Source organism: Halobacterium hubeiense, from assembly GCF_001488575.1.
GTDB classification, from domain to species: Archaea; Halobacteriota; Halobacteria; order Halobacteriales; family Halobacteriaceae; genus Halobacterium; species Halobacterium hubeiense.
Genome location: NZ_LN831302.1, coordinates 1,178,071 through 1,202,772 on the forward strand (window position 1 = coordinate 1,178,071; position 24,702 = coordinate 1,202,772).

25 protein-coding genes and 1 pseudogene are annotated in these 24,702 nt (G+C 69.8%); 12 read left to right on the forward strand and 14 right to left on the reverse strand.

What is annotated here, in order from left to right:
- Positions 1 to 144: 144 nt before the first annotated feature.
- The 3 genes from menE to HHUB_RS06075 are packed head-to-tail and all read right to left on the reverse strand — an operon-like array spanning position 145 to position 3,531.
- Positions 145 to 1,608 (reverse strand): o-succinylbenzoate--CoA ligase, encoded by a 1,464-nt coding sequence (gene menE, locus HHUB_RS06065; RefSeq protein WP_059056688.1) that lies wholly within the window; start codon positions 1,606 to 1,608, stop codon positions 145 to 147.
- A complete protein-coding gene (locus tag HHUB_RS06070) occupies positions 1,601 to 2,602 on the reverse strand; it encodes a mandelate racemase/muconate lactonizing enzyme family protein (protein WP_059056689.1) in 1,002 nt (333 codons plus the stop codon). Before HHUB_RS06070 ends, menE begins: the two co-directional genes overlap by 8 nt.
- The gene (locus tag HHUB_RS06075; RefSeq protein WP_059056690.1) at positions 2,599 to 3,531 is read right to left on the reverse strand and encodes a 1,4-dihydroxy-2-naphthoate polyprenyltransferase; all 933 of its coding nucleotides are present in this window, start codon (positions 3,529 to 3,531) and stop codon (positions 2,599 to 2,601) included. The genes HHUB_RS06070 and HHUB_RS06075 overlap by 4 nt, the downstream gene beginning before the upstream one ends.
- 115 nt (positions 3,532 to 3,646) lie before the next feature.
- Between HHUB_RS06075 and HHUB_RS06080 the strand changes: the two genes are divergently transcribed.
- Positions 3,647 to 5,305 (forward strand): histidine kinase N-terminal 7TM domain-containing protein, encoded by a 1,659-nt coding sequence (locus HHUB_RS06080; protein ID WP_082687184.1) that lies wholly within the window; start codon positions 3,647 to 3,649, stop codon positions 5,303 to 5,305.
- Here the strand turns inward: HHUB_RS06080 and HHUB_RS06085 are convergent.
- On the reverse strand, positions 5,302 to 6,906 hold the full coding sequence (locus HHUB_RS06085; RefSeq protein WP_059056691.1) for a BCCT family transporter: 1,605 nt from the start codon (positions 6,904 to 6,906) through the stop codon (positions 5,302 to 5,304). The two genes, HHUB_RS06080 and HHUB_RS06085, sit on opposite strands and share 4 nt — an antisense overlap.
- 860 nt (positions 6,907 to 7,766) lie before the next feature.
- Between HHUB_RS06085 and HHUB_RS17350 the strand changes: the two are divergent.
- Positions 7,767 to 8,234: pseudogene (locus HHUB_RS17350) on the forward strand (sensor histidine kinase); the annotation flags it as partial.
- 105 nt (positions 8,235 to 8,339) lie between these two features.
- Here the strand turns inward: HHUB_RS17350 and HHUB_RS06090 are convergent.
- The 5 genes from HHUB_RS06090 to HHUB_RS06110 are packed head-to-tail and all read right to left on the reverse strand — an operon-like array spanning position 8,340 to position 13,439.
- Positions 8,340 to 9,254 (reverse strand): 1,4-dihydroxy-2-naphthoyl-CoA synthase, encoded by a 915-nt coding sequence (locus HHUB_RS06090; RefSeq protein ID WP_059056692.1) that lies wholly within the window; start codon positions 9,252 to 9,254, stop codon positions 8,340 to 8,342.
- Between the two features lie 36 nt (positions 9,255 to 9,290).
- Entirely contained in the window at positions 9,291 to 9,677 is a 387-nt protein-coding gene (locus tag HHUB_RS06095; protein ID WP_059056693.1) for a hypothetical protein, read from the reverse strand.
- Between the two features lie 26 nt (positions 9,678 to 9,703).
- Positions 9,704 to 11,461, reverse strand: coding sequence for a 2-succinyl-5-enolpyruvyl-6-hydroxy-3-cyclohexene-1-carboxylic-acid synthase (gene menD, locus HHUB_RS06100; protein ID WP_059056694.1), 1,758 nt, complete (start codon positions 11,459 to 11,461; stop codon positions 9,704 to 9,706).
- Positions 11,458 to 12,786 (reverse strand): isochorismate synthase, encoded by a 1,329-nt coding sequence (locus tag HHUB_RS06105; RefSeq protein WP_059056695.1) that lies wholly within the window; start codon positions 12,784 to 12,786, stop codon positions 11,458 to 11,460. Before HHUB_RS06105 ends, menD begins: the two co-directional genes overlap by 4 nt.
- A 56-nt stretch (positions 12,787 to 12,842) precedes the next feature.
- Entirely contained in the window at positions 12,843 to 13,439 is a 597-nt protein-coding gene (locus tag HHUB_RS06110) for a sulfite oxidase-like oxidoreductase (RefSeq protein WP_059056696.1), read from the reverse strand.
- A 158-nt stretch (positions 13,440 to 13,597) separates the two neighbouring features.
- On the opposite strand from HHUB_RS06110, the gene HHUB_RS06115 reads away from it, so the two are divergent.
- The 3 genes from HHUB_RS06115 to HHUB_RS06125 all read left to right on the forward strand — a co-directional run bounded on the left by HHUB_RS06115 (position 13,598) and on the right by HHUB_RS06125 (position 16,343).
- Entirely contained in the window at positions 13,598 to 13,816 is a 219-nt protein-coding gene (locus HHUB_RS06115; protein ID WP_059056697.1) for a DUF7120 family protein, read from the forward strand.
- A gap of 107 nt (positions 13,817 to 13,923) precedes the next feature.
- The gene (locus tag HHUB_RS06120; protein WP_059056698.1) at positions 13,924 to 14,202 is read left to right on the forward strand and encodes a UPF0058 family protein; all 279 of its coding nucleotides are present in this window, start codon (positions 13,924 to 13,926) and stop codon (positions 14,200 to 14,202) included.
- A gap of 92 nt (positions 14,203 to 14,294) precedes the next feature.
- The gene (locus tag HHUB_RS06125) at positions 14,295 to 16,343 is read left to right on the forward strand and encodes a DUF7527 domain-containing protein (RefSeq protein WP_059056699.1); all 2,049 of its coding nucleotides are present in this window, start codon (positions 14,295 to 14,297) and stop codon (positions 16,341 to 16,343) included.
- A gap of 10 nt (positions 16,344 to 16,353) precedes the next feature.
- Here the strand turns inward: HHUB_RS06125 and HHUB_RS06130 are convergent, their stop codons facing one another.
- Positions 16,354 to 16,656, reverse strand: coding sequence for a hypothetical protein (locus HHUB_RS06130; RefSeq protein WP_059056700.1), 303 nt, complete (start codon positions 16,654 to 16,656; stop codon positions 16,354 to 16,356).
- A gap of 238 nt (positions 16,657 to 16,894) precedes the next feature.
- On the opposite strand from HHUB_RS06130, the gene HHUB_RS06135 reads away from it, so the two are divergent.
- From HHUB_RS06135 to HHUB_RS06155, 5 genes are all read left to right on the forward strand, one after another.
- Positions 16,895 to 18,220 carry an adenylosuccinate synthase gene (locus tag HHUB_RS06135; RefSeq protein WP_059056701.1) on the forward strand — a complete coding sequence of 442 codons (1,326 nt, stop codon included), beginning with the start codon at positions 16,895 to 16,897 and terminating at the stop codon, positions 18,218 to 18,220.
- A gap of 49 nt (positions 18,221 to 18,269) precedes the next feature.
- Entirely contained in the window at positions 18,270 to 18,464 is a 195-nt protein-coding gene (locus HHUB_RS06140) for a methytransferase partner Trm112 (RefSeq protein WP_059056702.1), read from the forward strand.
- Between the two features lie 42 nt (positions 18,465 to 18,506).
- Entirely contained in the window at positions 18,507 to 19,067 is a 561-nt protein-coding gene (locus HHUB_RS06145; protein WP_059056703.1) for a DUF7524 family protein, read from the forward strand.
- A gap of 93 nt (positions 19,068 to 19,160) precedes the next feature.
- Entirely contained in the window at positions 19,161 to 19,478 is a 318-nt protein-coding gene (locus HHUB_RS06150; protein WP_059056704.1) for a hypothetical protein, read from the forward strand.
- 35 nt (positions 19,479 to 19,513) lie between these two features.
- The gene (locus HHUB_RS06155) at positions 19,514 to 20,191 is read left to right on the forward strand and encodes a hypothetical protein (protein ID WP_059056705.1); all 678 of its coding nucleotides are present in this window, start codon (positions 19,514 to 19,516) and stop codon (positions 20,189 to 20,191) included.
- A gap of 25 nt (positions 20,192 to 20,216) precedes the next feature.
- Here HHUB_RS06155 and HHUB_RS06160 read toward each other — a convergent pair whose 3' ends face one another.
- Both HHUB_RS06160 and HHUB_RS06165 read right to left on the reverse strand, forming a co-directional pair.
- A complete protein-coding gene (locus HHUB_RS06160; protein ID WP_059056706.1) occupies positions 20,217 to 21,296 on the reverse strand; it encodes a DR2241 family protein in 1,080 nt (359 codons plus the stop codon).
- 4 nt (positions 21,297 to 21,300) lie between these two features.
- Complete coding sequence (locus HHUB_RS06165; protein ID WP_059056707.1) at positions 21,301 to 22,182, reverse strand: CbiX/SirB N-terminal domain-containing protein; 882 nt, start codon at positions 22,180 to 22,182, stop codon at positions 21,301 to 21,303.
- 113 nt (positions 22,183 to 22,295) lie between these two features.
- Here HHUB_RS06165 and HHUB_RS06170 point away from each other — a divergent pair, with 113 nt between their 5' ends.
- Positions 22,296 to 23,462, forward strand: coding sequence for a LolA family protein (locus HHUB_RS06170; protein WP_059056708.1), 1,167 nt, complete (start codon positions 22,296 to 22,298; stop codon positions 23,460 to 23,462).
- Here the strand turns inward: HHUB_RS06170 and HHUB_RS06175 are convergent, their stop codons facing one another.
- Both HHUB_RS06175 and HHUB_RS06180 read right to left on the reverse strand, forming a co-directional pair.
- The gene (locus HHUB_RS06175; protein ID WP_059056709.1) at positions 23,463 to 23,765 is read right to left on the reverse strand and encodes a DUF7521 family protein; all 303 of its coding nucleotides are present in this window, start codon (positions 23,763 to 23,765) and stop codon (positions 23,463 to 23,465) included.
- Positions 23,765 to 24,109, reverse strand: a complete 345-nt coding sequence (locus tag HHUB_RS06180; protein ID WP_059056710.1) for an ArsR/SmtB family transcription factor — start codon at positions 24,107 to 24,109, stop codon at positions 23,765 to 23,767. The genes HHUB_RS06175 and HHUB_RS06180 overlap by 1 nt, the downstream gene beginning before the upstream one ends.
- Positions 24,110 to 24,196: 87 nt before the next feature.
- Between HHUB_RS06180 and HHUB_RS06185 the strand changes: the two genes are divergently transcribed.
- On the forward strand, positions 24,197 to 24,673 hold the full coding sequence (locus HHUB_RS06185) for a DUF7523 family protein (RefSeq protein ID WP_059056711.1): 477 nt from the start codon (positions 24,197 to 24,199) through the stop codon (positions 24,671 to 24,673).
- The last annotated feature ends 29 nt before the right edge of the window (positions 24,674 to 24,702 follow it).

A 24,702-nucleotide genomic window follows, 5' to 3' on the forward strand; every position in this document is an offset into this window, starting at 1 on the left:
CGACCATGATAGCGGATACGCAGCAGAAGCCCATATACTCTGGGGGCGAACCCAATATATTGGGAATACTGTTGTGAGCGGGAACTCGGCTCGACGTGGCAACCACCCCGGGCGAGGTGCTCGCGCACTGCTATCCAGTCTCGCCTACTCGGTCCCGAGGTCGCGCCGCACCGCCTCGCGATCCACGGTCCCCGAGGCAGTCCGCGGCACTTCTTCGGCGAACGCAATCGTTCGGGGATGCTTGTAGCCAGCGATCCGGTCCTCGCAGAACGCTCGGAGGTCGTCGGTGGTTACCGTTTCCTCGTCGGGGACGACGAGCGCGGCGACGCGCTCGCCCCACTCCTCGTCGGTGACGCCGACGACGGCGGCGTCACCGACGGCGGGGTGGTCGCGGAGCACGGCCGCGACTTCCTCGGGGTGGACGTTCTCGCCACCCGTGACGATTTGGTCGGTCTGGCGGCCGCCGACGTGGAGGAACCCCCCAGAGTCCACGAACCCGAAGTCGCCCGTACAGAGACCGTGCTGGCAGAACCGCTCGTCGTTCGCGTCAGCGGAGAGGTAGCCGGGCGTGACCGTCGGCCCGGAAACGACGAGTTCGCCCGTCTCGCCAGCCGGTAGGGCGTCGCCGTCCTCGCCGACGACGGTCACCTCGGTGCCGAGAAGCGGCCGCCCCGAGCTGTCCGGGCGGTCGCGGGCCTCCGTCGCGTGCAGCGTCGCGACCTGCGAGGTGGTCTCGGTCATCCCGAACGTCGGACAGACCGGAACGCCCGAGTCGAGCGCGCGCTCGACGAGTTCGGGCGGCGTGGGCGCACCGCCGACGAGCGCGAACCGCAGGGTGTCCGGGACGCCGCCCGCGTCGAGCAGCCGCGAGAGCATCGTCGGGACCAGCGAGACGCCCGTGCAGTGGTGCGTGGCGAGCGCGTCGCGCACGTCCTCGGCGTCGAAGCCGCGCGTGAGCACCGCCGTCGTCCCGTACAGCGCCGAGCGCAGGACGACCGAGAGCCCGCCCATGTGGTACAGCGACAGCGGACAGAGCCAGCTGTCCTCGGGGAGCACGCCGAGCCGGAACGCCGAGGCGACAGCGCTCGCGGCGAAGTTCGCGTACGTCAGCCGGACCGCCTTCGGGTCGCCGGTCGTCCCCGACGTGAACATGACGGCGCGCGTGTCCGTCCACGAGAGATCCGCGGGCTCGACGGCGTCCGGCGACCGCGCGCCGAAGTGCTCGACGTCGCCCCCGGCGTCCACGCTCACGGCTGGTACGGGAAGCTCGCGGGCGGCGTCCGCGGTGTCGTCCTCGCAGACGACGAGGACGGGGCCGACGCGTTCGGCCTGCGCGCGGAGTTCGGGCGTCGCGAGCCGCGCGTTCAGCGGCACGAGCACCGCGCCGAGTCGAGCGCACGCGAACACCAGCCGGACGAACGCGGGGCGGTTCTCCATCAGCACCGCGACTCTATCGCCGTGCTGGACGCCACACGCGGCGAGCCGGCCCGCGGTCTCCTCGACCTCGGCGTCCAACTCGCGGAACGTCCACGACGAGTCGGTCGCGGCGTCCACGAGCGCGGTCGCGTCGGGGTTGCTTCGCGTCTGGAGTGCAATCGCGTCACGCATCCGCGTTCACCTCCGGCAGATTGACGCCGTGACCCGGTTCCTCGGGCACGCGAATTCGGCCGTCTTCGACGGGCGCGGGGTCGGCCGCGAGGTCGTCGGCGAGCCGGTCGGCGGTCGCGAGCCCGCACGCGGGCACGCCGGGAATCGCGGCGGCGAGGTGGACAGCGGCGGTGCGCGCGACGACGGCGTCCACGGTCGTCGTCACGACGGGTTCGACGCCCGCGTCGCGAGCCTCGCGAGCGGCGTCGAGCGCGCGGTCCACGCCCCCGAGCGCCATCGGCTTCAGCACCACGCAGTCCGCGGCGTCGAAGATGTCGGCGAGCGCGTGTTCGGTCAGCGACTCGTCGAGCGCGACGCCGACCGGGCCGCCGCGGAGGTCGGCGTGCCCCGCGAGGTCGTCGGCTGGAAGCGGCTGTTCGACGTACTCGACACCGAGGTCGGCGAACGCGTCGAACGCCTCACGGGCCTGCTTGCGCGTCCACGCCCCGTTCGCGTCCGCGCGCAACGCCGCGTCAGTTTCGTCGGCGACCGCGCGGAGCCGTTCGGCGTCCGCTTCGACGGAGCGCGCCCCGACCTTCACTTTCACCGTCTCGAACCCCCGCTCGGCGGCGGCTCGCGCTTCCGCTACCGTCGCTTCAACGGAGCCGTCGCCGACGGTGGCGTTCACCGGGACTGACTCTGCGGGGTCGTCGGCGAGCGAGTGAGCGAGCGAGACGTTCTCGTTGCGGGCTTCTGCGTCGAGCTTTGCCAGCGAAACGGCGTTGCGTGCAGCAGGAGACCCCTGGCAGGCGGCGAGCGCGTCGTCCCAACTGTCGGCGTCGTCGGCGGCTTCGAGAGCGGTCTCGCAGGCGTCCAGCGGTTCGGTCCAGCCCGCCAGCGGCGTGGCTTCGCCGACACCACTGTTGCGAGCGAAAATGAACCCGCGGCGCTCGTCGATGGTGCCGCGAGCAGTCTCCAGTGGGCGCGCCAGCGGAAGCGAGAAGGAACGAATCATAGCGCGAGGGCAATCCCGAACAGCAGCGCGTACAGCGCGAGCAGCTGTCCGGTGCGCGTGAGCGCGGGGTTGAGCGCCTCGCCGTCCGTCCGCGTGAAAATCGTCTTCGTGACGCGGGCGGCGAGCGGGAGCGAGAGGTACGGGAGGAACACCGCGGGCTCGCCTGTCCGCGCGAAGAACCACGCCGGGACGGCGTACGCGAGCGCGAGCATCGCGACGAACTGGACGCGGGAGAACGTGTAGCCGAAGCGCACCGCGAGCGTGCGCTTGCCGGTCGTCTCGTCCTCCTCCTTGTCGCGGACGTTGTTCACGACGAGGACGTTCGTCGCGATAGCCGCGATAGGCAGGCTGGCGACGACCGACGACAACGTCACCGCGCCCTTGGGGATGCCCACCGGGATGCCCACGACGAAGCTCGCGGCCTGTACGTAGTACGCGCCGGTGACGGCGACGACGCCGAAGAAGACGAACACGAAGAGGTCGCCGAGGCCATGGTAGCCCAGCGGGTACGGGCCGCCCGTGTACGCGATGCCGGACGCGACGCTCACGAGGCCGACGACGAGGATAGGGACGCCGCCCACCCAGACGAGATAGGTGCCGACGAGGATGGCGGCGGCGAACGTGAGGTACATCGCGCGCTTGACCTCGTCGGGCTCGATGAGGCCGCCCGCGGTAACGCGCGTGAACCCCTCGCGCTCCTCGGTGTCCGCGCCCTGCACGGCGTCGTAGTAGTCGTTCGCGAAGTTCGTGCCGACCTGGATGAGCGCGGCGCCGACGAACGCGGCGAGCGCGGGTAGCGGCGCGAACACGCCGTCGCGGACCGCCAGCCCGACCGCGACCAGGATGGGGGCGGCCGCGACCGGGAGCGTGTGCGGGCGCGCGGCGATGAGCCACGCCTCCCGCCGGGAGACGTCAGCCGTATCGGTCATGCCCCGCGATTGGGCGAGCGCGCCCATAGCGGTGGCGGTCCCGGCGCTGTGGCGGTGGCGTCGTGGCCCGCCGCAAGCCGCACGTATAAGTCGCTGAAGCGACGTTTTCGAGGGGATGGGGTTATCTCTCGTCTTTCTGGCGTATGTCGCCGCGTTCGGCGCCGCCGTCGTCGGGTGTGCGGTCGGCCTCCGACGCGCGCTCCGTGTCGCGGATGCTGGTACGCGCCGTGGGCTCGCCGGCGTGGTCGCGGGGAGCGGCGGCTGGGCGCTGTTCGAGCTCGCGTTCCTGGTCGCCCCCTCTGCGTTCCTGCAGTACGTCGCGTACGACCTCAGCCTCGTCGTCGGCCTCTCGACGGTGGGCGCGTGGCTGTACTTCTGCTCGGCGTACACGGGGCGGTCGTTCCACCACAACACCACCTACCGGCGGGCCGCAGTCGCCACGTACGTCAGCATCGTCGCGGTGAAGCTCACCAACCACGTTCACGGCCTCTACTTCACGACGAGGGCCGTCGACTCCCCGTTTCCCCACCTCGCCATCCAGCACGGCACCATCCACTGGCTCGTCGCGGGGCTGTCGTACGCGCTGGTCGCCGTTGGCTTCTTCATGCTGTTCGAGCTGTTCCTCGAAGCCGACTACGACACGCGGCCGCTGGGCGCGCTCGTCGGGGTTACTGCCCTCCCCGTCGCGCTGGATGTCGTCGGGTTCGCGTCGCCGCTGCTCGTGGACATCAACTACGAGCCGCTGGGCGTCGCGGCGTTCGCGCTCGGCGTGCTCTACGTCTACGAGGAGGAGTTCCTCGCGGTCCAACTCACGGATGGCGTCGACGACGCGGTCGTCTACCTCGACGGCGCCGACCGCATCCGGGAGTCCAACGGCCGCGCCCGCGACCTGTTCGCCGCGCTCGGCGGCGCGACCGGCGAGCGCTTCGACGACGTGCTCCCCGACATCGCCGAGACGCTGGGGGACGACCACCCGGTCGTGGCGCGCGCCGACGACGGCGAGACGCGCTACTACCTCGTGACGGACACGTCGTTCTCGCTGGGGCAGTCCGACATCGGCCGCATGGTCGTGTTCAGCGACGTCACGCGCACCGAGCGCAAGCGCCGCGAACTTGAACGGCACAACGAACAGCTCGAGGGATTCGCGGCGGCCATTCGCCACGAGCTGTTGAACACGCTCCAGATTATCGGCGGGCGGGTCACCGTCGCCGGGAACGCCCTCGACAGCGGGGACGTCGAGGCCGCCCGCGAGTCGCTGCGCACCGCCTCGGAAACGACCGACCGGATGTCCGGCATCGTCGAGGACCTCTCGGTGCTGGCGCGCCACGGCAAGACCCTCGAAGACACCGAGCGCGTGGACTTCCGGGCGGCTGTCGCGGACGCGTGGGCGGACGCCGACGTCGGCGACCTGTCGCTGTCCGTGGAGGGCGACGCGGACGTGGTCGCGGACCCGACGCGGGTTCGCGAACTCCTCGCAAGCGCGTTCGCGTTCGCCGCGCACAACGGCGCCAGCGAGGTGACCGTCGAGCGCGGCGACGACTGGTTCGCAGTCGCGGGCGACGGCCGGCCGCCCGGCGACGCTGACCCCGAAGCGTTCTTCGAGTACGGGAGCGCCGTGCCGGACTCGGAAGCCGGTATCCTCCTGCCGAACGTGCGGATGCTGGCGGCCGTCCACGGCTGGTCGGCGAGCCTCGACACCGACTACGAGGACGGCGTGCGTGTGGTCGTCTCCGGGACGGGCAGCGTCAGCCGACCGGGAGACGACGCGGCTTAGTCGTCGTCGGCAGGCGGGACGTCGCTGGCGCGGTCCTGCTCGGAGAGCAGCGACCCGGGGTCGACGTCTACGCCGCTGTGGCTGTCGGCGTAGTCGCGGGCGGCGACGTAGCTGGCGTAGACGACCGCAACGAGGAACACCGTGAACGGGAGCGCGAGAATCGGGGAGAGCGCCTCGATGGCCTCGAAGCTCTCCAGCTCCAGCGCCATCATCCCGAAGCCCGCCAGCAGCGCGCCCCACCACGCACGGTTCCGGGCGTTGGGGTCCTCGTCGCCGAGCGTGATGGCGGAGATCATGAACACCGCCGAGTCCAGCGACGTGATGATGTAGCCCGCGATGACGAACACGAACAGCACCGCCAGCACTGTGCCGTACGGCGTGATGTTCAGCGCGGTGGCGATGGCGGCGGGGATGCCGTTGGCCGCCCACGCCTCGCTGACGGGGGCGACGTACTCGGGGGAGAGCACCCAGCCGCCGATGATGAGGTGTTGGAGCCATGAGAGGAACGCCGGCGCGATGACGAGCACCACGAACATCTCGCGGATGGTGCGGCCCTTCGAGACGCGCGCGACGAAGCTCCCGACGAAGATGCTCCACGCCGCCCACCACGCCCACCAGAACCCGGTCCAGTTGGCGGCCCAGTTGCCGGCGGACATCGGGTCGGTGTAGAGCATTAGCCGCGTCATGTTGCCGAGCCAGACGCCCGTGGCGTCCAGCCCGAGTTCGAAGATGAACAGCGTCGGCCCGACGACTACCAACAGCGCCATCGCGGCGACGATGAACAGCATCGTCGCGCGCGCGGCGTTACGAATGCCCTTGCGGAGGCCGAGCCAGACGTCGGTGAGGAACACCGCGCCGATGAGCGCGAAGATGCCGTACGTGAGGAAGTTCGCCTCCATCCCGAAGACGCCGCTGAGGATGGCGGCCATCGTCTGTGAGCTGAACCCCAGCGTGGTGGCGATGCCGCCGATGCTGGCGACGATGGCGGCGAGGTCGACCGCCCAGTGGAAGCCCGGATACGAATCGGCGTCGACGATGCCCGACAGCATCGAGGACACCTTGTACTCGCCGACGCCCTGCGTGTAGACGATGATGCCGAACGCGAGCGCGACCGGGAGGTACCACATCGCCAGCCCGGGGAACGCCTCGTGGACGAACATGAACGCCAGCGCCAGCGACTCGATGGACGCGCCCTCCACGGGATAGGGCTGGGGCGGCGGGTTCTGGACGATGGAGATGGGTTCGCCGACCCCCCAGATGAGGATGGACGCGCCGAACCCGACGGTGAACACCATCGAGAGCCACGAGAGCGTGTCGAACTCCGGTTCGGCGTCCGGGCCGCCGATGCGGAGGCGGCCGTACCGGGAGAACGTCACCCCGAACACGAGCAACAGCAACACGAACCCGAGCAGGATGAACCACCAGCCGAAGTACGTGAGCACCCAATCGAAGGCGCCGTTCAGCGCGGTGCTGAGCGCGCTCGGGCGCGCGAACCCGAACGCCGCGAGCGCGACCATCGCGGTCATCGTCACGCCGAACAGCGCGCGCTCGGGCCACGTCGCCCCGTCGAGGCCGAGGACGTACCAGAACCGACTGGTCATCGGTGTGCTGTGCCGGTCGCGGGTTCGGCTTCGCGGCTATCATGTGCGCGACGGCGAGCGCTGTCGCTCGGTCGCCGTAGCACTGTTCCGTACATCTTGCCCAATCTGAGCGCGGTTTCACGCAAAAGGGCGTCGTCTCGGCGTTTACCGGCGAGTGTGGCCGTCATCCGAACGGACGGGCCGCGCGGAACCGTGAGCTTACGAGCGCGTTACCGTAGAGGATGACTGGGCTGCCGTCCCGTCCCGGAGGTTCGGTGCCGCGGCGGTTCTACGCGCTGGCCGTCGCGCTCGCGCTCCTCGTCGCCGTGGAAGTGGTGGTGGGGCTGTGGACCGGCGAACTGGGGAACGCGACCGTGCTGCCGTTCGCCAACGAGTTCACCGTCGGGGTGTTGACGATGGTGCCGTTCGTCGCGGGCATCGCGTACGCCGGGTACTGGCTCTCGGGGGACGCCGTCGAGCCGGCGCGCCACCGCCGCGTCTGGCTGTGGACGGTCGCCGGCGTCGCGGCCTCGCTGGTCGTGAACGTCGCGCTGATAGCGGCGCTCCCCGCGGAGTCGCTGCTGGTGACGGTGGCGTGGCTGCGGTGGGCGTGCGCCGTCGGCGCTGGCGTCGGGGTCGCCATCGGCGTGACGGAGGCGCAGGCGATTCAGCGAGCGATGGATGCCGAACGCAGCGCCGTCCGCGCCGAACACCTCGAAACCCAGCGGGACCTCCTGGACTACCTCAACAGCCTGCTGCGCCACGAGGTGTTGAACGCGACGAACGTCATTTCGGGGTACGCCGAACTCCTGGCGGACGAACACGACCCCGGGTCGTCCGGCCGGGAGTACAGCCGGGCGATACGCGCGAAAAGCGAGGAGATGACTGAGGTCGTCAACGATGTGCGCGTGCTCCTCGAAGCGACGAAAGAATGCACCGACTTCGAGCGCGTCGACGTCGCCGAAGTCGTCCGCGAGGAAGCCGCGAAGCTCTCGGACCTCGACGGCGACGTGGTCGTCGAAACTGACCTGCCGGCGTCAGCGCACGTCTACGCGGACGCGCTGCTGCCGCGCGTGTTCGGGAACGTGCTCGCGAACGCCGTCGAGCACAACGACAGCGACCCGCCACACGTCTGGGTCCGCGGGAGCGTCGACGACGGCGCCGTCACCATCGACGTCGAGGACGACGGCCACGGCGTGCCCGAGCAGGATGTCGAGACGCTGTTCGAGCGGCCGTCGCGGCGCGCCGCCGACCACGGCCTCGGCCTGTATCTGGTCGCGCGACTCGTCGAACACTACTGCGGGACCGCCGAACTCGTTGAGACCGGGCCGGAGGGCTCGACGTTCCGCGTCACGCTCTCCCCGAGAGCAGGCCGAGGAAGCCACCGCGTCACCGTTCGTCAGCCCGTCCGCCGAGCAGTCCCGCACTACCGACCTTGCCGCCGACGGCGCCGGTCAGTAGTACCAGGGATAGTCCGAAAAGTCAGGGTCGCGGCCCTCCATGAACGCCTCGCGTCCCTCTTCTGCTTCCTCGGTCATGTAGCCGAGGCGGGTGGCTTCGCCGGCGAACACCTGCTGGTCGACGAGGCCGTCGTCAGCCATGTTGAACGCGTACTTCAGCATCCGCATCGCGGTGGGGGACTTCGAGGCCATCTCGTCGGCCCACTCCAGGGCGACATCCTCTAAGTCCTCGTGGGGGACGACTTCGTTGACCATCCCCATGTCCTCGGCTTCCTCCGCGGAGTACGTCTTCCCGCGGAAGAAGACCTCGCGGGCCTTCTTCTGGCCGACCTGCTTGGCGAGGTACGCCGACCCGAACCCGGCGTCGAAGGACGCGACGTCGGGGTCCGTCTGGAGGAACTTCGCGTGCTCGTCGCTGGCGAGGGTCATGTCGCAGACGACGTGCAGGGAGTGCCCGCCGCCGACCGCCCACCCGGGAACGACCGCGACCACGGGCTTGGGCATGAACCGAATCGCGCGCTGGACTTCCAGAATGTGGAGTCGTCCCGCCTTCGCCTTCTGGACCGTCTCGTCCTCCTCGGTGGCGGCTTCGTCCTCGCCGCGGTACTCGTAGCCGGACTCGCCCCGCACGGACTGGTCGCCGCCCGAGCAGAACGCCCAGCCGCCGTCCTTCGGGCTCGGGCCGTTCCCCGTGAGGAGCACACAGCCGATGTCAGTCTGGCGTTTCGCGTGGTCGAGCGCCTCGTGGAGCTCGTCCACGGTGCCCGGCCGGAACGCGTTCCGGACCTCGGGGCGGTCGAACGCGATGCGGACCGCGTCGACGTCCACGCCGCGGTGGTAGGTGATGTCCTCGAAGTCGCAGTCCGCGACTTCCTCCCAGCGGTCGGGGTCGAAGATGTCCGAGACCATGCCCGAGAACGGGCGCGGGCGGCGCAAAAAGGTTCCCTACTCGGCGGCCTCGTTGGGTTCGGTGGGATGGTCAGATTCGACGGGGTCGTCGACCACGCCTTCGGGGATGACCGACGGCGGGGACGCGTCGAAGGGGCCGTCCTCGTCGGTCACCCACAGCGTGAGGTAGACGACGCAGGCCGCGACGACTGCGGTCGGGAACTGGAGCGTGAACACGCCGTAGACGACGGTCGCGCCCATCGTCACGGCGGCGACAGTCTCGCGGTTCGTGCCGCCCGCGTACAGGAGGACGGCGACGACGGCGAAGCCGAGCGCGACGGCGAGGCCGACGACGATTTCGTTGGCGATAGCGCCGACGTACAGCAGCCCCAGCACGCCCGCGAGGGCGGCCAGAATCGCGAGCTGCGTCGTGGTGGAGGGCATCGAACCGACGTGCCGGGGCGAGTCCCTTAGTCGTTGAGGTATCGCCCGACGGCGGTCGCGAGGCGCTCGCGCTCGCGGTGGCTGGCCTCGCTGTCCGTCCGTACTTCGACGACCTGCGTGCCCTCGCTCTCGACGGACTCCCGGTAGGCGTCCCGGAAGCCGTCCAGCGTCTCCACGCGCGCGAACTCGAAGCCGTAGACGTCGCCCGTGGGCTCGAAGTCCAGACCGTGGGGCGTCTTGAACTGGCTCGTGAACGGCGGGTCGAACTCCTCGATGGGGAGCATGTGGAAGATGCCGCCGCCGTCGTTGTTCACGACGACGATAGTCGCGTCCACGTCACAGCGGTCGAGCGCGAGCAGGCCGTTGCCGTCGTGGTAGTACGCGAGGTCGCCCGTGAGCACGACCAGCGGGTCGTCGGTCGCGCTCCCCGCGCCCAGTCCCGTGGAGGTGATTCCGTCGATGCCCGACGCGCCGCGATTCCCGAGCACGGTCAACTCGGCGCTACGCGGCCGCGCGAACCGGTCGAGGTCGCGGACCGGCATGCTGTTCGACACCATCACGGTCGCGGGGTCGGGGGCGTCGTCGGCGGCCGCGGCGACCACGTCGCCCTCCAGCAGCGCGTCGCGGTCGAAGGCGTCCACGCCCTCCCAGTAGTCGGCTTCCAGCTCCGCGACGCGGTCGGCCCAGTCGCCCGCTGGCCGGTCCACGCGGTCAGCGAGCGCGCGCGCCGTCTCCGTGGGGTCCGCGACCACGAGATCCGACGCCGTGAACGTGGCCTCGCGCCACCCGCCCGCGGGGTCGACGAGGAACTGGCGGGCGTCGCCGTCCCGGAGGTAGTTCCGCAGGGGCTTCGAGGTCGGCGACGCGCCGAACCGCACGACGACGTCCGGCTCCGGGAGCGGGGCGTCGTCCGCGGCGAGGAAGCCGTCGTAGCCGCCGACGACGCGGGAGTCGGTGACGTGCTGGCCGAACCGAATCCCCGAGAGCGGGTCCGCGAACACCGGGAAGCCGGTCGCGTCCGCCAGCGCCGCGGCGGCCTCTGCTGTCAGGCCGTGGGCGTCGTCCGGCCCGGCGACGACGAGCCCGCGGTCGGCCGATTCGACGGCATCTGCGAGCGCGTCCAGCGTCGCGTCGTCGGGCGCCGCGGGGTTCTGGTGGACGGAGACGAAGGGACCGTCCCGGCCCTCGGCTGCGAGCGAGTGGTCGTCTGCGAAGTCGTCAGGTACGTCGCCCGGCACCTCCACGGGCTCCAGCGGCTTCTTGAAGGGGACGTTGAGGTGGATGGGGCCGGGGTTCGCGCCGGTCGTCTCCCCGATTGCGCGGCCGACCGCGGTCCGCAGCGAGCGGAGCTTTCGGGCGTCGGCCTCGGGCTCGGGGAGTTCGCGGAAGTAGCGGACGGCGTCCCCGTAGAGTTTCGTCTGGTCGACGGTCTGGTTCGCCCCGGAGTCGCGGAGCTCCGGTGGCCGGTCAGCGGTGAGGACGAGCAGCGGGACGCGCGCCTGATTGGCCTCCATCACCGCGGGGTGGAAGTTCGCGGTCGCGGTGCCGGAGGTGGAGACGACGGGCGTCGGCTTCCCGGTACGCTTCGCGCGGCCGAGCGCGAAGAACGCCGCCGAGCGCTCGTCGAGGTGCGAGAACACGCGGACGTCGTCGTGTTCGGCGAGCGCGACGGTCAGCGGCGTCGAGCGGCTCCCCGGACAGACGCAGGCGGTGTCCACGCCCGCGCGGACGAGCTCCTCGACGACGGCGCGCGCCCACAGCGTGTTCCGGTTCGGCGCGCTCATCGGCGGAGTTCGTCCAGAATCGGCTGGAACTTCAGCTGGACCTCGGCCCACTCCTCGTTGGGGTCGCTGTCCGCGACGATGCCGTTGCCCGCGAACATCGTCACCGTTCGGTCGCGGGCGACCGCCGACCGCAGGCCGACCGCGAACGTGCCGTCGCCGTCCCCGTCGAACCAGCCGACCGGCGCCGCGTACCAGCCGCGGTCGAACGTCTCGGTCTCCCGAATCACGTCCAAGGCCGCGTCCGGGGGTAGCCCCCCGACAGCCGGTGTCGGATGCAGGGCCTCGGCGACATCGAGAACGTGCGTGTCCTTGCTCACGTCGGTGGTAATCGGCGTGTTCAGGTGCTGGATGTTCGAGAGCTTGCGGACGCTGCGCTCGCCCACCGAGACGTCGCCGAACGCGCCGAGCTGGGCGGCGATGGTGTCGGTGACGAGCCGCTGCTCGTGGCGAATCTTCTCGCTGTCGCGGAGCTGCGCCGCGAGTTCGGCGTCCTCCTCGGGCGTGTCGCCGCGCCCGACCGACCCGGCGAGCGCGACCGTCTGCACGCTGTCGTCATCGAGCGTCACGAGGCGCTCGGGGGTCGCGCCGAGGAACGCGGCGTCGCCGGTCGGCTCCACGAGGAACCGGAAACACGACGGGTACGACTGCCGGAGACGCTCCAGCAGGTCGCGGGGGTCGAGGTCGTCCGCGAGGTCCGCGCGCAGCGCGGTCGCAAGCACGACCTTCCGCAGGTCGCCGGCCTCGATGCGCTCGACGGCGCGCTCGACCTGCTCGCGCCACGCGGCCTCGTCGCTGGTGGTCGTCGTCGATTCGACGCCCGGCCGCGGGCCGCTGGGCTGCATCGCCGGCAGCGCCTCGATTTCCTCACGGGCGTCGGCGAGCGTGGCCTCGACGGCCTTTGGGTCGACGTCCTCGCCTGCTCGCGTGACCGTCAGCCACGTCTCGTCGCCCGCGCTCGCCAACTGGACTGCCGGCAGCACGAACTGCGCGGCCGGGAACCCCGACCACGTCCCTTCGGGGGCATGGTCGTCGCGGAACGCGAACCCGCCGAGTAGTCGGGGTCGTGCGACCTCGGGGCCGTCGTGGTCCGTGTCGTCGAACAGCGCCGTCGCCCACTCGCGGACCGCCTCGAAGCGGTCGGCGCCCGAGGCCGTCACCGTCGCCGCGTCGCCGACCCCGGACAGTTCGAGGCCGTCCGGGTCCGCCCAGTGGATGCGGGGCGCGTCCCGGGCCGCCAGAAACGCCCGATAGGAGACGTCGGCTACCCGGCAGCTCCTGCTCACGACCGCCCCGCGGGCGGCCGCTTCGCCGGACAGAGAACTCATTGTCGGAGGTTCAGGACGCTGCGACTAATAGCCTGTTCCTTCGGCGCCGACGGCCGCTAGCTGTACCGGTCTTCCGCCCACGGGTCGGCGGTGTTCGAGTAGCCGCGCTTCTCCCAGTAGCCGCGCTCGGGCTCGGTGAGGAACTCCACGCCGTCGACCCACTTCGCGCCCTTGTACGCGTACTTGTGCGGGGTGACGACGCGTAGCGGGCCGCCGTGCTCGCGGGGGAGGTCGTCGCCGTCGAACTCCCACGTGAACAGGACCTCCTCGCGCATGCAATCCTCCAGTGGGAGGTTCGTCGTGTAGCCGTCCAGCGCGTGGAACATCACCGTCGTCACGTCGTCGTGGACGCCCGCCAGCTCCGTGAGGTGCGGGAACGTGACGCCCGTGAACTCGCAGTCGAGCTTCGACCAGCCGGTGACGCAGTGGAAGTCCTGTCGCTGCGTGACGCTCTCCAAGTCCCGGAACTCCTCGTAGGAGAAGGATAGCTCGTCGTCGACGGCGCCCGAGACAGTGAACGTCCAGTCGTCGCGGTCCCACTTCGGCGTCCCGCCCTTCGACAGCACGGGGAACTTCGACGTCTCGCGCTGGCCGGGCGGCAGCCGGTCGTCGCCGAACTCCTCGTAGAGGTCCGTGACGTCCATGACACTCATGGACCGCAGTAGGGGCCGCGCCCACGTATTCCTACCGACTCGGGGTCGCGTCGCCGGTTTCGAGAATCGAAGGCGTCGCGGGCTCAGCCCGGAAAACCCTCCCGAATCCGCCCCCCGTCAGGCTTAAGAACGGTGGCGGCGAAGCCCCGCCCAGAACGATGCCCCAGATCGAAGTCAACATCCCGGACCAGATAGAGATGCAGATTGCACAGCTCGTCGAACAGGGGGAGTTCGTCAGCCGCGAGGAGGCCGTCGAGCAGCTGCTGTCGTCGGGCATCCGCGCGTACAAGACCAGCGGCCCCTCCGAAGAAGAGGAGGGCGCCGGCCTCGAGAGCGAGGGCGGCATGATGGGCCACGAGGACGAGTACGTCTTCTGAACGGACCGCGGGCGGCCGGCGCGCCCGCTCTCCACCGTCGCCGCGAGCGGCGTGGTACGGTATCGCAGACAACGCTTAAACGCCCGAATTTCCTACTGTAACCAAGCATGCACAAGGACGAGCTCCTCGACCTCCACGAACAGATGGTGCAGATCAAAGACCAGTTCCTCGAGTTCGACAACGTCGACGACGACACCTTCCGGGCGTACGAGGAGCTAGAAGTCGAGCCCTCCCACGTCCACAAGTCCAAGAGCGAGCACAAGCACGCCGTCTTCCTGCTCGGGAACGCGCTCGCCGCGGCGATGAGCGAGGACGAGTTCTCGAACGCCGGCCGACTCAGCAAGCGGATGCAGGAGCTGGCCGACGACGCGTCGAGCAAACTGTAACTGCTGTTCTCGCGGAGTCGTCGCCGTCAGACGCGTGCAGGCCGCTCGTCCGCCCGGAAAGTCTTATACGCGCTCCTTGCCTTCCAGTGGGTATGCAGGCACACACGGTCGAGCGGGTGGAGTCCTGGGACTCCCGGCCGTTCTCGGGTGGGTTCCGCGAGCTACACGAGCTCGCGGACCGGGAGTTCTCGGGAGCGGTCGTCGCCGACGACACGTGGTTGTTCATGTTGAACGGCCGCGTCATCGGCGTCTTCGAGGGCGACGTTGAGGACTTCGGGGACGCCTCCGGGACGGTGTACGAGGCCCCACACCCCAGCGTCGCGCTGCTGTTCTCGATGCAGGAGCGCGGCGGCGAGACGCAGGCGAAGTACTACACGAACGACACGCCGCTGTCGGAGGCCGCCGACACCCTGAAGAACGCGAACTTCACGGGCTACATCGAGCTCTCCGAGAACGTCCTCTCCGGGGACTACTACGTCGTCTACTACGGCGGCCGGTCGATGAGCGCGGCGTTCGTCGGCGCCAGCGAAGAGCTCGTCACCGGGGACGAGGCCTTCGACCTCGCGGACGACGAGGTCGGCGTCTACGAGGTCAAGGAGTCCCCCGTGAACGTCACCGAACTCCCCGAGCCGGAGGGCGAGCCGGCCGGCGCGGCGGGCGGCGCGCCGAGCGGCGACGACTCGGAGCCGGAACCGGAGGAGTCGGCGACCGACGACGAGCGACCCCGAACCCAGTCGAGTGACGCGGAAAGCGAGACTGTCGGCGAGTCCGCGGCAGACCCGACCGCGGCTCGGAGTACCGAGTCACCGCCAGCCGACGACGGCGACGACGCCGGTGCGACGCCAGCGGCGCGCGCGGACGAGACTGAGCCGGAGCCGACGGGAACGTCCGAGGACGCCAGCGCGGCGTCCGAGGAGCAGGCACGAGTGCGGTCGGCGGAGCCGGACGCGGGCGGCGACGAGCCGACCGACGCCGAGGTCGCGGCTGCGCGCGCCGGCAGCGAGCAGGGCGTCTTCGACCAGGAGGAGGCGTGGCGCAACGCCCGCTCGGTGCCCACTATCGACCCCGAGAAGAGCGAGTCCACCGACGGCGGCGCGACGCGTTCGAAGTCCGCGGAGAGCGCGAGCGCGGAGCGCGCCAAGCAGTCGCAGTCGTCTGCGAAGTCCGCGTCGAGCGGCGCCTCGAAGAGCACGGGCGGGAAGCGTTCGACGGTCGAGAAGCTCAAGCGCGCGGTCAAGCAGCGCGACGCGAAACTCGAGGAGGCCGCCGAGCGCATCGACAGCCTCGAATCCGAGCGCTCGGAGCTCCGCGAGCGCGTGGAGACGCTGGAGGCCGAGCGCGACGACTTGCAGGCGCGCGCTGACGACCTCGAAGCCCGACTGGAGGAGGCCGCCGCAGCCGGCGGCGAAGAAGCAGCGTCGGCGACCGACCTCGCGCCCGCGGCGGCGCTGTCGGACACGAACCTCTTCGTGCGGTACGACTCGAAGGGCAAGCCGACGCTGGACGACCTCGGCCCCGACACCGACCTCGACGCCGTGAACCAGAACCTCCGCATCGACCACCACACGCAGTTCGAGGCGGCGGAGGCGACCGTCGACGGCGAGGACTACGAGTCGTTCCTCGAAGCGTCGGCGGCCTACCGGTTCGTCTCGTGGGCGATCCGGGAGCTTCCCTTCGAGATTCGAGACGCCGGCCACACGGACGGGCTCGCGGACATCTACGAGGCGCTGCCCGAGGTCGACCGCGCGGAACTGGACGGCACGGTCGCCGTCGATACCGAGGACGGCGCGACCTCGCGGACGTTCGACGTGGTGCTGCGCGACCGGATGGGCGACCCGCTGGTCGTCGCGGAGCTGAACGCCGAGCGCGAGCCCGTCACTGGCGAGGAGATGGGCGCGCTCGTCGAAGACGCGACCGCGGTCCGCGAGGGCGCCGACGGACTCAGCGCGGCGATGTACGTCACCGCGTCGTTCTTCGAGCCCGCCGCACTCGAGACGGCGAGCGAGGAGACGGGCGGCGGCGGCTTCCTCAGCCGCAACGACAAGAAGAGCTTCGTGAAGCTGGGGCGGAAATCCGGCTACCACCTCTGTCTAATCGAGGACCGCAACGACGCGTTCCACTTGACCGTCCCAGAGCTGTAGACGGGACGAGTTACTCGGCTTCGGCGGCGGCGTCGATTTTCATCGCTTCCATCTTGTCGACGAGGTCGTCGACTTTGCCGTCGAGATCGTCGACGAACTCGCTGGTGCGTTCGGTCGTGATCGCTCCCTGCGAGGACGGCTCGATGAGGTTCTCCTCCTCGAGGACGCGCAGCGAGTACCGGACCTTGTGGTGGGGGTAGCCGGTCTCGTTGGACATCTTCACGATACCGATGGGTTCGTTCTCGATGACCATGCGGAGGACCTGCAGATGGCGCTCCAGCATATCGACTTCCTTCTCAAGCCGGTCTATCATGGCATTTGTTAACTTGTCTTGGCGGGGGTTTAAAGGTTGTCGTAGGGCGCGGGCGAGAAAGCGACAGTATTTGTTTGCGATTGACAACAGTTAACGCTTGCGTCCGGCACTGTTAGCGCCCCGACAATGGTCGTACGTCCAACATTCCCGCAATTAGTTCGTTCTAGTATGCGCGCTCGTGCACACATCGGGCGGCGAGACCGTAACCGGTTTGACGACGCTGGTGGAAGCCACGGGTATGACCGTCACCATCGTCGGGTCGCAACTCGGCGACGAAGGCAAAGGCGGCGTCGTCGACTTGTTCGGCGACGCGGCTGACGTCGTCGTCCGGTACCAGGGCGGAGACAACGCCGGCCACACCGTCGTCGTCGGCGGCGACGAGTACAAGCTCTCCTTGGTCCCCTCGGGGGCCGTCCGCGGGAAGACCGGCGTCCTCGGGAACGGCTGCGTCGTCAACCCCGAGACGCTGTTCGAGGAGATCGACGCGCTCCGCGAGCGCGGCCTCGACCCTGACGTCCGGGTCGCCCGCCGCGCCCACGTCATCCTCCCGTACCACCGCGTCCTCGACGGCATCGAGGAGGAAGTCAAGTCCGACTCCGACCTCGACGCCGGCACGACGGGCCGCGGCATCGGCCCCACGTACGAGGACAAGGCCGGCCGCCGCGGCGTCCGCATCGGCGACCTGCTGGACCCCGACGTGCTCCGCGAGCGACTGGAGTACGCCGTCCCACAGAAGCGCGCGCTCTACGAGGACGTCTACGGCGGCGACGCCGGCGAGGAGTTCGACGTCGACGCGCTGTTTGAGCAGTACCGCGCGTTCGGCGAGCGGATCGCCGAGGAGGGCATGGACGTCAACGCCGGCGACTACCTCGCCGACCGCATCAGCGACGGCGACAGCGTGATGCTGGAGGGCGCGCAGGGCACCAGCCTCGACATCGACCACGGCGTCTACCCCTACGTCACGTCCTCGAACCCGACCGCGGGCTACGCCGCCACCGGCACCGGTCTCGGCCCCACGACAGTCGGGCAGGGCGAGGTCGTCGGCGTCGTGAAGGCGTACCTCTCCCGCGTCGGCACCGGCCCGCTCCCGACCGAACTCACGGGCGACGACGAGGACCTCGCGGAGTACATCCGCGAGGAGGGTGGCGAGTACGGCACCGTCACCGGGCGGCCGCGCCGCGTCGGCTGGCTCGACCTCCCGATGCTGCGCCACGCCGCGCGCGCCAACGGCTTCACCGGCCTCGCCATCAACCACCTCGACGTGCTCGCTGGCCTCGACGAAGTGAAGGTCGGTCACGCTTACGAGCTAGACGGCGAGACCATCTACTCGATGCCCGCGACGACCGAGCGCTGGGGCGACTGCGAGCCCGTCTTCGAGACGTTCGACGGTTGGCCGGAGTTCGACCCCGCGGAAGTCGCCGCCGAAGGCTACGACGCGCTCCCCGCCGAAGCCCGCGAGTACGTCGAGTACGTCGAGGACGAACTCGACACCGCCGCCTACGCGCTCGGCGTCGGTCCCGGCCGCGAGGAGACCGTCGTCCAGCAGAACCCCTTCGAGCAGTAAGCGCCCGCCAACCCGCACGCTTTTTGTCCGCGCCCCCGTCGGTCCAGCCATGAAAGAAGACCTCGTGGACATCACCTGCTGCCCGCTGGACAAACACGACCTCGACCTCGACATCGAGGAGCGCGAGGGCGACGAGATTCTCTCCGGGACGCTGACCTGCACGGAGTGCGGGGAGACGTACCCCATCGAGGACGGCATCCCGAACCTCCTGCCGCCGGACATGCGCGAAGAAGCTCCGGCATAACGCTCGCGAAGCTTTTTCTTCCCCCGCGACAATCCATCTGTCGTGCCCGAACGGCTGTCCGTCCACCTCAACCGCGACAACCCACGCGACCTCCAGCCGGAAGCAGCATCGCTGGAGACGGACCGGTCGTTCGTCCTCGTCTTCGAGAACCACGGCGGCCCCATCCACGTCCACCTGCGCCTCGACGACGCGCTCGCGGCGGTCTCGGAGCCCGCGGCGACGCAAGTGTACGTCGACGAAGGGCAGACGCGCGGCGTCGAAGTCGCGATTCCGTCCGACCACCCGCCGACGAAGGGCTACGTCGAACTCTCGACGGGCTACGGCGCCGAGCAGGCGCGCGTGAACGTCACCGTCACCGCCGAGCGCAAGGACGGCGGCCCGGACGTCGCCGTCGACGACTCCCTCGCCGAGAAGTCCGGGCCCGACGACGACGGGGAGTCGGTCGCGCTCGCGGACGTCGCGCTCCCGACCGCCGCGGCGGCCGCCGTCGTCGTGGTCGCCGCCGCGCTGACCGTCTCGATTTCTGACTCGATCGCGATGCTGGTCGGCGTGCTCGCGCTCCTCGGCGGCGTCGGGGTCGCTGGCTACATGTTACGGGCGTAGCCGTCGTCGCTCCGCGGTCCCCGGGACGCGACGTGTGAGCACCTACGTCTGCTCCCAGTATGCTTTTGCCAGCCGGCGGCGAGTCGGTCACGTATGCGGTCTCCGCGAAAACTAGCGGCCACCGCCTGCGTCGCCCTCCTCCTCGTCACCGCCGGGTGCAGTGGCGTGACGAATCCCAGCACCACGGCCAGTCCCACAGACACGTCACCGAACGACGGCGTCGTGCAGTACCCGCCGGGCGTCGCCGACAACGGCACGCTCACGGACGCCGACGCGCTCATGAACGCGCACCTCGAAGCGACCGCCAACCAGTCGCTGGTGTTCACCGACGAGCGCGACTACCCGGACAAAGAGACCACCCGAACCTTCGCTCGCGGGTCGAGCGCGCGCGGAACGGCAGCCACACCCTGACCGAATCATATCAGCTGAGCGACCGCGATTTTCTGGTGTCCCACGGCTTCCTCCGTCACGAGAGCGACGACGGGACGTCGTTCTTCGTCGAACAGAACGCGAGCGCCGTCGACCCGTGGCTGACCGACGGACCGTACGCCGTGGAGAACGACCTCGTGTCCCTGTTCGTCTTCGGGAACTACAGCGTCGACGGTACCGTCGAGCGGGACGGCCGGACGCTCGTCGAACTCACCGCCGAATCGGCTGCCTCGAACGAGGACACCGCCCCCGCCTACGAGAGTCGCGTCCTCGTCACGTCCGAGGGCGTCGTCTACGAGGCGGAGTCGTCGTTCAGCCGAGAGGTGGGCGACGGGCGGGAGTACCGGAACGTCTCGCTCTCGCTCGACACGGACGCGGAGTGGACGATGCCGCCGTCGTGGGTCGGGGACCTCTCTCATCTCTCGGCGTCGGTAGTCGAGGACGGGCGCGCGCTCGAACTCCGGAACACCGGCGGGGCGACGTTGCCCGCGAACGCGACGTTCACCGTCTCTGCCGCGGATTCGTCCCGCGAAACGCCGGCTGACCTCGACGAGTCGAGCGCCGACGCAAACGCGTCGTCGTTTACGCTCCGCGACGAGTCCGCCCGGGGGGAGTACGCGTTCGTCGCCGCGAAACTCACCGGCGAGAGCGAGAACACCACGTACACGCTGGTGGCGGAACTCGGAGAAGACTGAGAACGGGGGAATCGGGTCGCGGGCGCTACTCGTGGTCCTCGGGGTACGTGGGAGTCCCCGAGAGCCCGTGTTCGTCCATGCGCTTCGCGCGCAGGAACCGGGCGCGGTAGCGGTTCGCGCCCTCGTAGACGTCCGCCTCCCGAATCTCGTCCGTGCGGCCGTCCGCGACGGCGTCGATGATGTCCTCGACCTGTTCTTTCTCCGCGGGGGTCAGCTCGAAGGTGTACTCCCGGGACTCCTCGCGTTCGAGCGTCGTGAACTTCCGCGCGGCGGCGATGAACAGCGAGCACGGCTCCCGACACGGGAACTCGCCGTCGCCGCGCGGCACGTCCAGTTCCTCCTCGTCGCTGGCATCCCACTCGCGGCGCTTCAGGCACTGCGAGTCCACGCAGCAGGCTTCGGTGGCCCACTCCAGCGCCTCGTCGTCGAGCTGTTCGACGATTTCGTAGATGCCGGACTGCCGGTCGGCGACCTCGTCCCAGTGGTCGACGTCGAGGTCGCCCTCGCGCTCGCGGTGCCAGTTCGACACCGTCGCCGGGTAGACGTAGTCGACGGTCTGCACGAGGTCCGAGCCGTCGAGGTCGACGAACGCCCAGCCGTGGGGCAGCGACGGCGCCGTCGAGAGCGGTCGGTAGCGCCCCTCGTCGTCGTGCTTGACGAGGTGGCGGGCCTCCAGCGGGTCCGTGTAGGCATCGACATCGTCGCCGACGTCGTCCTCGTGGCGGACCTCGTATCGCCGGCTGCCGCCCTCGCTGAGGACTGTGGTGATGGCGAGTTCGCCCCACGAGCGCGTGTGGCCGCCGCGGAGTTCGTCGTAGCGCTCGGGGACGGAGAGGTCGTCTGCGCCCTCCAGCCACCGCAGGAACGCGCGCCGGGGCGTGTCGCGGCCCTCGACGACGTGCTCCCAGTAGTACCAGTTCGTGGCGTAGGGGTCGTCGGCGCGCTCCCGAAGGGCGTCCTCGCCGGCCGTCACCTGCTCGTCGGGCGTCTCCCAGCGGTAGCCGCCGTCCGCGGGCTCGACAACGAGGCCGTCGAAGTCGATGCCGTCGTCGGCGTGCTCGACGAGCGCCGCTTCGACGTCGTCGAGCGTGTCGGCTGCGCTCATCGGTTCAGTCTCCCGCGCTCGCGGCGCCGTCGTTCTCGGTTCGCTGGCGGACGCGCTCGATTGCGTCCGCGAGGTCGGCGCCCGCGTCGTCGGCGCGCTCGAGGATGACGTCCGCGACCAGCGGCTCGGTGCCGACGGCGCCCGAGTACCAGATGCGGTGACCGTCGACCTCGCTGGGCACGTCGTAGCCCTTCCGGTAGTCGTCGGTCAGCCCCATGTCCTCGGGGATGTCCTCCTGCGTGTGGAAGCCGTCGGCGACGAACAGCGGGACGACGACGATATCCTCGGCCTCGAAGAAGTCGGTGACGTCGTCCACCTCGGGGTCCTCGTCCATGAAGACCGCCTTCACCTCCTCGAAGCGGTTGGTGTCGCGGATGCGGTCGGCGTGGTAGTGGATGGCCTTCGCGGAGTTCTCGTTGCGCTCGGTGCCGTGCCCGACGACCGCGAGCCCGAAGCCCTCGCCGACGTCGGGGTCGTCGGTGATGGTCTTCGCGCGCTCGACGATGACGTCGCTCATCGAGTCGTGGGTGCCCACGGGGCCGCAGTAGTGGACGGTCTTGTCGACGTCCTCGGCCTGCACGGTGACGTGGTCGGCGTCCGTGCCGTCCGAGTCCCAGTCCTCGGGGTCCCAGGCTGAGAGGCGGAGTTCGCGGGGGATGACCTGCTCGGTGAAGTAGCCCTCGGAGATGAACAGCGGGACGACGAATACCTCCTCGGATTCCAGCGTCCGCAGCACTTCCCGGAACGACGGTTCCTCCTTCCAGAACGCCTCCCGGACCTCGTCGAAGGCGCCCGTCGCGCGGATGGTGTCCGCGTGCGAGAACGCCGGGTCCGACGAACCCGGATTGAGGTGCGAACCGTGACCGACGATGACCAGCGCTTGCATGCCCGAACGTAGGGAATATCCCTCCTTAGTGGCTTCGCAAGCGGCGGCCCAGACGCACAGTAGCGGACAAATTCGCCCCTTTTATCGTGTAGCAGGAGAATCACGTCGTATCCATGGGGCGACAGGCGTCGCTGGCGGTCGTCGTCACTGTCCTCCTCGCCACGAGCGGCTGCATCGGCCTCGGCGTCCTCGCGGACGACGCGGAGTCGCCGCCGAGCGTCGACGTCGCCCAGCGGTACGACTCCCTCGACGCCCTCGAAGCGACGCGCGTGACCACCGTCGACTCCGGGAACGCGACCAACGTGACGCGCTCGCTCGTCCGCGTTGACCTCTCGGGCGACCGGCACAGACGCTACGAGCGCGTCCTCTCGCCCGCGTCACGCGCCGGCGACGTGGCGGTCCTCGACGCGTCCGGAATGGTCCTGTACGACGCCGACGAGAACACGGTGACGCACGCCCCGCGAACCGCCGGATTCGGCGGGAACTGGTCGGCGTACCTCCAGCGCGTGGTCTCGGCGGCACGCGACGGCGGCGACGTGGCGGAGCCGTCTGACGGCGTCTCGCCGCTCCCCGTCGTCCCGACGACCGGGAGCGGGCCGTCGATTCCCGAGGACGCCATCGAGGGCTTCGAGGTGGAGTACCTCGGGACGCGAACGGTGGACGGCCGGACCGCCCACGGCTTCGAGCTAACCGCGGTCTCGGAAGCGACGCTGACAATCGACCAGACGCTGTGGCTGGACAGCCAGTACTACTACCCCCTGCAGACCAGCCACCGCTTCGACTACGGGAACCGGACTATCGAGACGCGGACCCGCCTGGAGAACGTCACGTTCGACCCCGACCTCCCCAGCGGCGCCTTCGACTTCGACGTCCCCGAGAACGCGACCGTGACGGAGACGAACGCCTCCACGCAGTCGTTCAACTCCGCCAACGCGCTCGCGGAGCGCGTCAACTTCACCGTCCCCGAGCCCGAGGCGCCCGCGGGATACGAGTTCGAGGAGGCGCGCTACGTCGGCGGGAACGTGACGCAGGCCAGTCTCCAGTACGTCACGGCGGACGGCGAGCAACTCACCGTCACCAAGACGACCGCCGGGCCGGACGCACGCGGGTTCGCGTCCGGGGAGAACGTCACCGTCGCGGGGCGGACCGGGCAGTACGTCACGACGCCGCGAGCGGCGTTCGTCTCGTGGTCCTGCGGAGACACCCACTACGCCGTCGTCGCGACCGACCTCGACAAGGAGACGCTGCTGGCGGTCGCCGACTCCGCGGGCTGCGAGTAGCTACGACGGGCGCCGGTACAGCGAGTACGCGATACACAGCAAGCCCGCCAGCTGGAGCATCCGGACGACCAGCCTGAACGGCGCTTCGAGGCTCGCGTCGAGGACACCGTACCGGAGCATCGCGGAGCCGACGAACGTCGCGGTGTACGTCACGGCGGTCAACAGGACGAGGCCCGCCGAGAGGTACTGCATCGCCGTGCTCTGGTGGCGCCGGAACCCCCGGTAGGCGTGGTAGCCGATGAACAGGCCGACGGCGGTCGCGGCGAACGACGCGGCGACGTTGACGACGTAGAGTGCGTTCATTACAGTCCCTCCCACATTCTCGTGAAGCGGTCGGCGACGTCCTCGGACTCGCACTCGACCTCGGTGGTGAACTCGCCGTCCTCGAGTTCGAGCGCGAACCGGCGGAACGTCGCCCGGTAGACCCGGTGGTGGTTGCCGTCCGACCGGACGTTGATAGATTCTTCGAGCAGGTCGTGGTCGGTCAGGTCGTCGATTCGCCGATACACTGTCGCGGTCGACGCGTCACAGGCCTCGCTCAGTTGGCTCGCGGACATGGGTTCCGTACTCGCCGCTGCGAGGATGGCGCGGGCGTGCTCGTCGTCGAGTAACGAGAGCACCGACGTCGGGTCGCTGTCCTCGCTCACGGCGCGTCGTACTCGCCACGGTGGTTTAAAATGGTGGAGTGCTCGCAGGCGTTGAGACTTATGCCCCCGCAGCGTCGAAGTCGGGGCATGACTCAGGCGGCGGCGACGCGCGAGGCGGTCGACGACCACCCGTTCCTGCGGCGGGCGCTGCGCGCGGGCGTGGTGAACCACGCGGCGGCCGCGCGCTTCCTCGACGTCGACGGCGACGAGGACGCGGTCGCGGCGGCGATTCGGCGGTATAGCGAGGACCTCCCGGCGTTCGACGCCGCGTCGCGGGACGCGAGCGTCTCGATGCGGTCCGGGCTCGGCCGCAGCGACGACGGCCTGCTGGTCGTCGCGGGCTCTGGGTTCGAACCCGGCGAGGGGAACTTGACCGCGCTGCTCGCGAGCGGCGACGTGGACACGCGGGCGCTGGCGGCGGCGTTGGAACGCCTCCACGCCGCAGGCGTCGAGCCGGTCGCCGCGGGCGTCGCGGAGGACGCGCTCGCGGTGGTCGTCGAGCGGCGGGACGGCGCGGACGCCGTCCGCGTCGTCGAGGACGCACTCGACGAGGTGCCCGCCTGACTGCGACAGTCGCCGTCGGTTCCGACGCT

Excerpts from the sequence above, each read along its gene's own strand:
- menE (WP_059056688.1), bottom strand. The coding sequence starts at position 1,608 with ATGCGTGACGCGATTGCACTCCAGACGCGAAGCAACCCCGACGCGACC.
- HHUB_RS06070 (WP_059056689.1), bottom strand. The coding sequence starts at position 2,602 with ATGATTCGTTCCTTCTCGCTTCCGCTGGCGCGCCCACTGGAGACTGCT.
- HHUB_RS06075 (WP_059056690.1), bottom strand. The coding sequence starts at position 3,531 with ATGACCGATACGGCTGACGTCTCCCGGCGGGAGGCGTGGCTCATCGCC.
- HHUB_RS06080 (WP_082687184.1), top strand. The coding sequence starts at position 3,647 with ATGGGGTTATCTCTCGTCTTTCTGGCGTATGTCGCCGCGTTCGGCGCC.
- HHUB_RS06085 (WP_059056691.1), bottom strand. The coding sequence starts at position 6,906 with ATGACCAGTCGGTTCTGGTACGTCCTCGGCCTCGACGGGGCGACGTGG.
- HHUB_RS06090 (WP_059056692.1), bottom strand. The coding sequence starts at position 9,254 with ATGGTCTCGGACATCTTCGACCCCGACCGCTGGGAGGAAGTCGCGGAC.
- HHUB_RS06095 (WP_059056693.1), bottom strand. The coding sequence starts at position 9,677 with ATGCCCTCCACCACGACGCAGCTCGCGATTCTGGCCGCCCTCGCGGGC.
- menD (WP_059056694.1), bottom strand. The coding sequence starts at position 11,461 with ATGAGCGCGCCGAACCGGAACACGCTGTGGGCGCGCGCCGTCGTCGAG.
- HHUB_RS06105 (WP_059056695.1), bottom strand. The coding sequence starts at position 12,786 with ATGAGTTCTCTGTCCGGCGAAGCGGCCGCCCGCGGGGCGGTCGTGAGC.
- HHUB_RS06110 (WP_059056696.1), bottom strand. The coding sequence starts at position 13,439 with ATGAGTGTCATGGACGTCACGGACCTCTACGAGGAGTTCGGCGACGAC.
- HHUB_RS06115 (WP_059056697.1), top strand. The coding sequence starts at position 13,598 with ATGCCCCAGATCGAAGTCAACATCCCGGACCAGATAGAGATGCAGATT.
- HHUB_RS06120 (WP_059056698.1), top strand. The coding sequence starts at position 13,924 with ATGCACAAGGACGAGCTCCTCGACCTCCACGAACAGATGGTGCAGATC.
- HHUB_RS06125 (WP_059056699.1), top strand. The coding sequence starts at position 14,295 with ATGCAGGCACACACGGTCGAGCGGGTGGAGTCCTGGGACTCCCGGCCG.
- HHUB_RS06130 (WP_059056700.1), bottom strand. The coding sequence starts at position 16,656 with ATGATAGACCGGCTTGAGAAGGAAGTCGATATGCTGGAGCGCCATCTG.
- HHUB_RS06135 (WP_059056701.1), top strand. The coding sequence starts at position 16,895 with ATGACCGTCACCATCGTCGGGTCGCAACTCGGCGACGAAGGCAAAGGC.
- HHUB_RS06140 (WP_059056702.1), top strand. The coding sequence starts at position 18,270 with ATGAAAGAAGACCTCGTGGACATCACCTGCTGCCCGCTGGACAAACAC.
- HHUB_RS06150 (WP_059056704.1), top strand. The coding sequence starts at position 19,161 with ATGCGGTCTCCGCGAAAACTAGCGGCCACCGCCTGCGTCGCCCTCCTC.
- HHUB_RS06160 (WP_059056706.1), bottom strand. The coding sequence starts at position 21,296 with ATGAGCGCAGCCGACACGCTCGACGACGTCGAAGCGGCGCTCGTCGAG.
- HHUB_RS06165 (WP_059056707.1), bottom strand. The coding sequence starts at position 22,182 with ATGCAAGCGCTGGTCATCGTCGGTCACGGTTCGCACCTCAATCCGGGT.
- HHUB_RS06170 (WP_059056708.1), top strand. The coding sequence starts at position 22,296 with ATGGGGCGACAGGCGTCGCTGGCGGTCGTCGTCACTGTCCTCCTCGCC.
- HHUB_RS06175 (WP_059056709.1), bottom strand. The coding sequence starts at position 23,765 with ATGAACGCACTCTACGTCGTCAACGTCGCCGCGTCGTTCGCCGCGACC.
- HHUB_RS06185 (WP_059056711.1), top strand. The coding sequence starts at position 24,197 with ATGACTCAGGCGGCGGCGACGCGCGAGGCGGTCGACGACCACCCGTTC.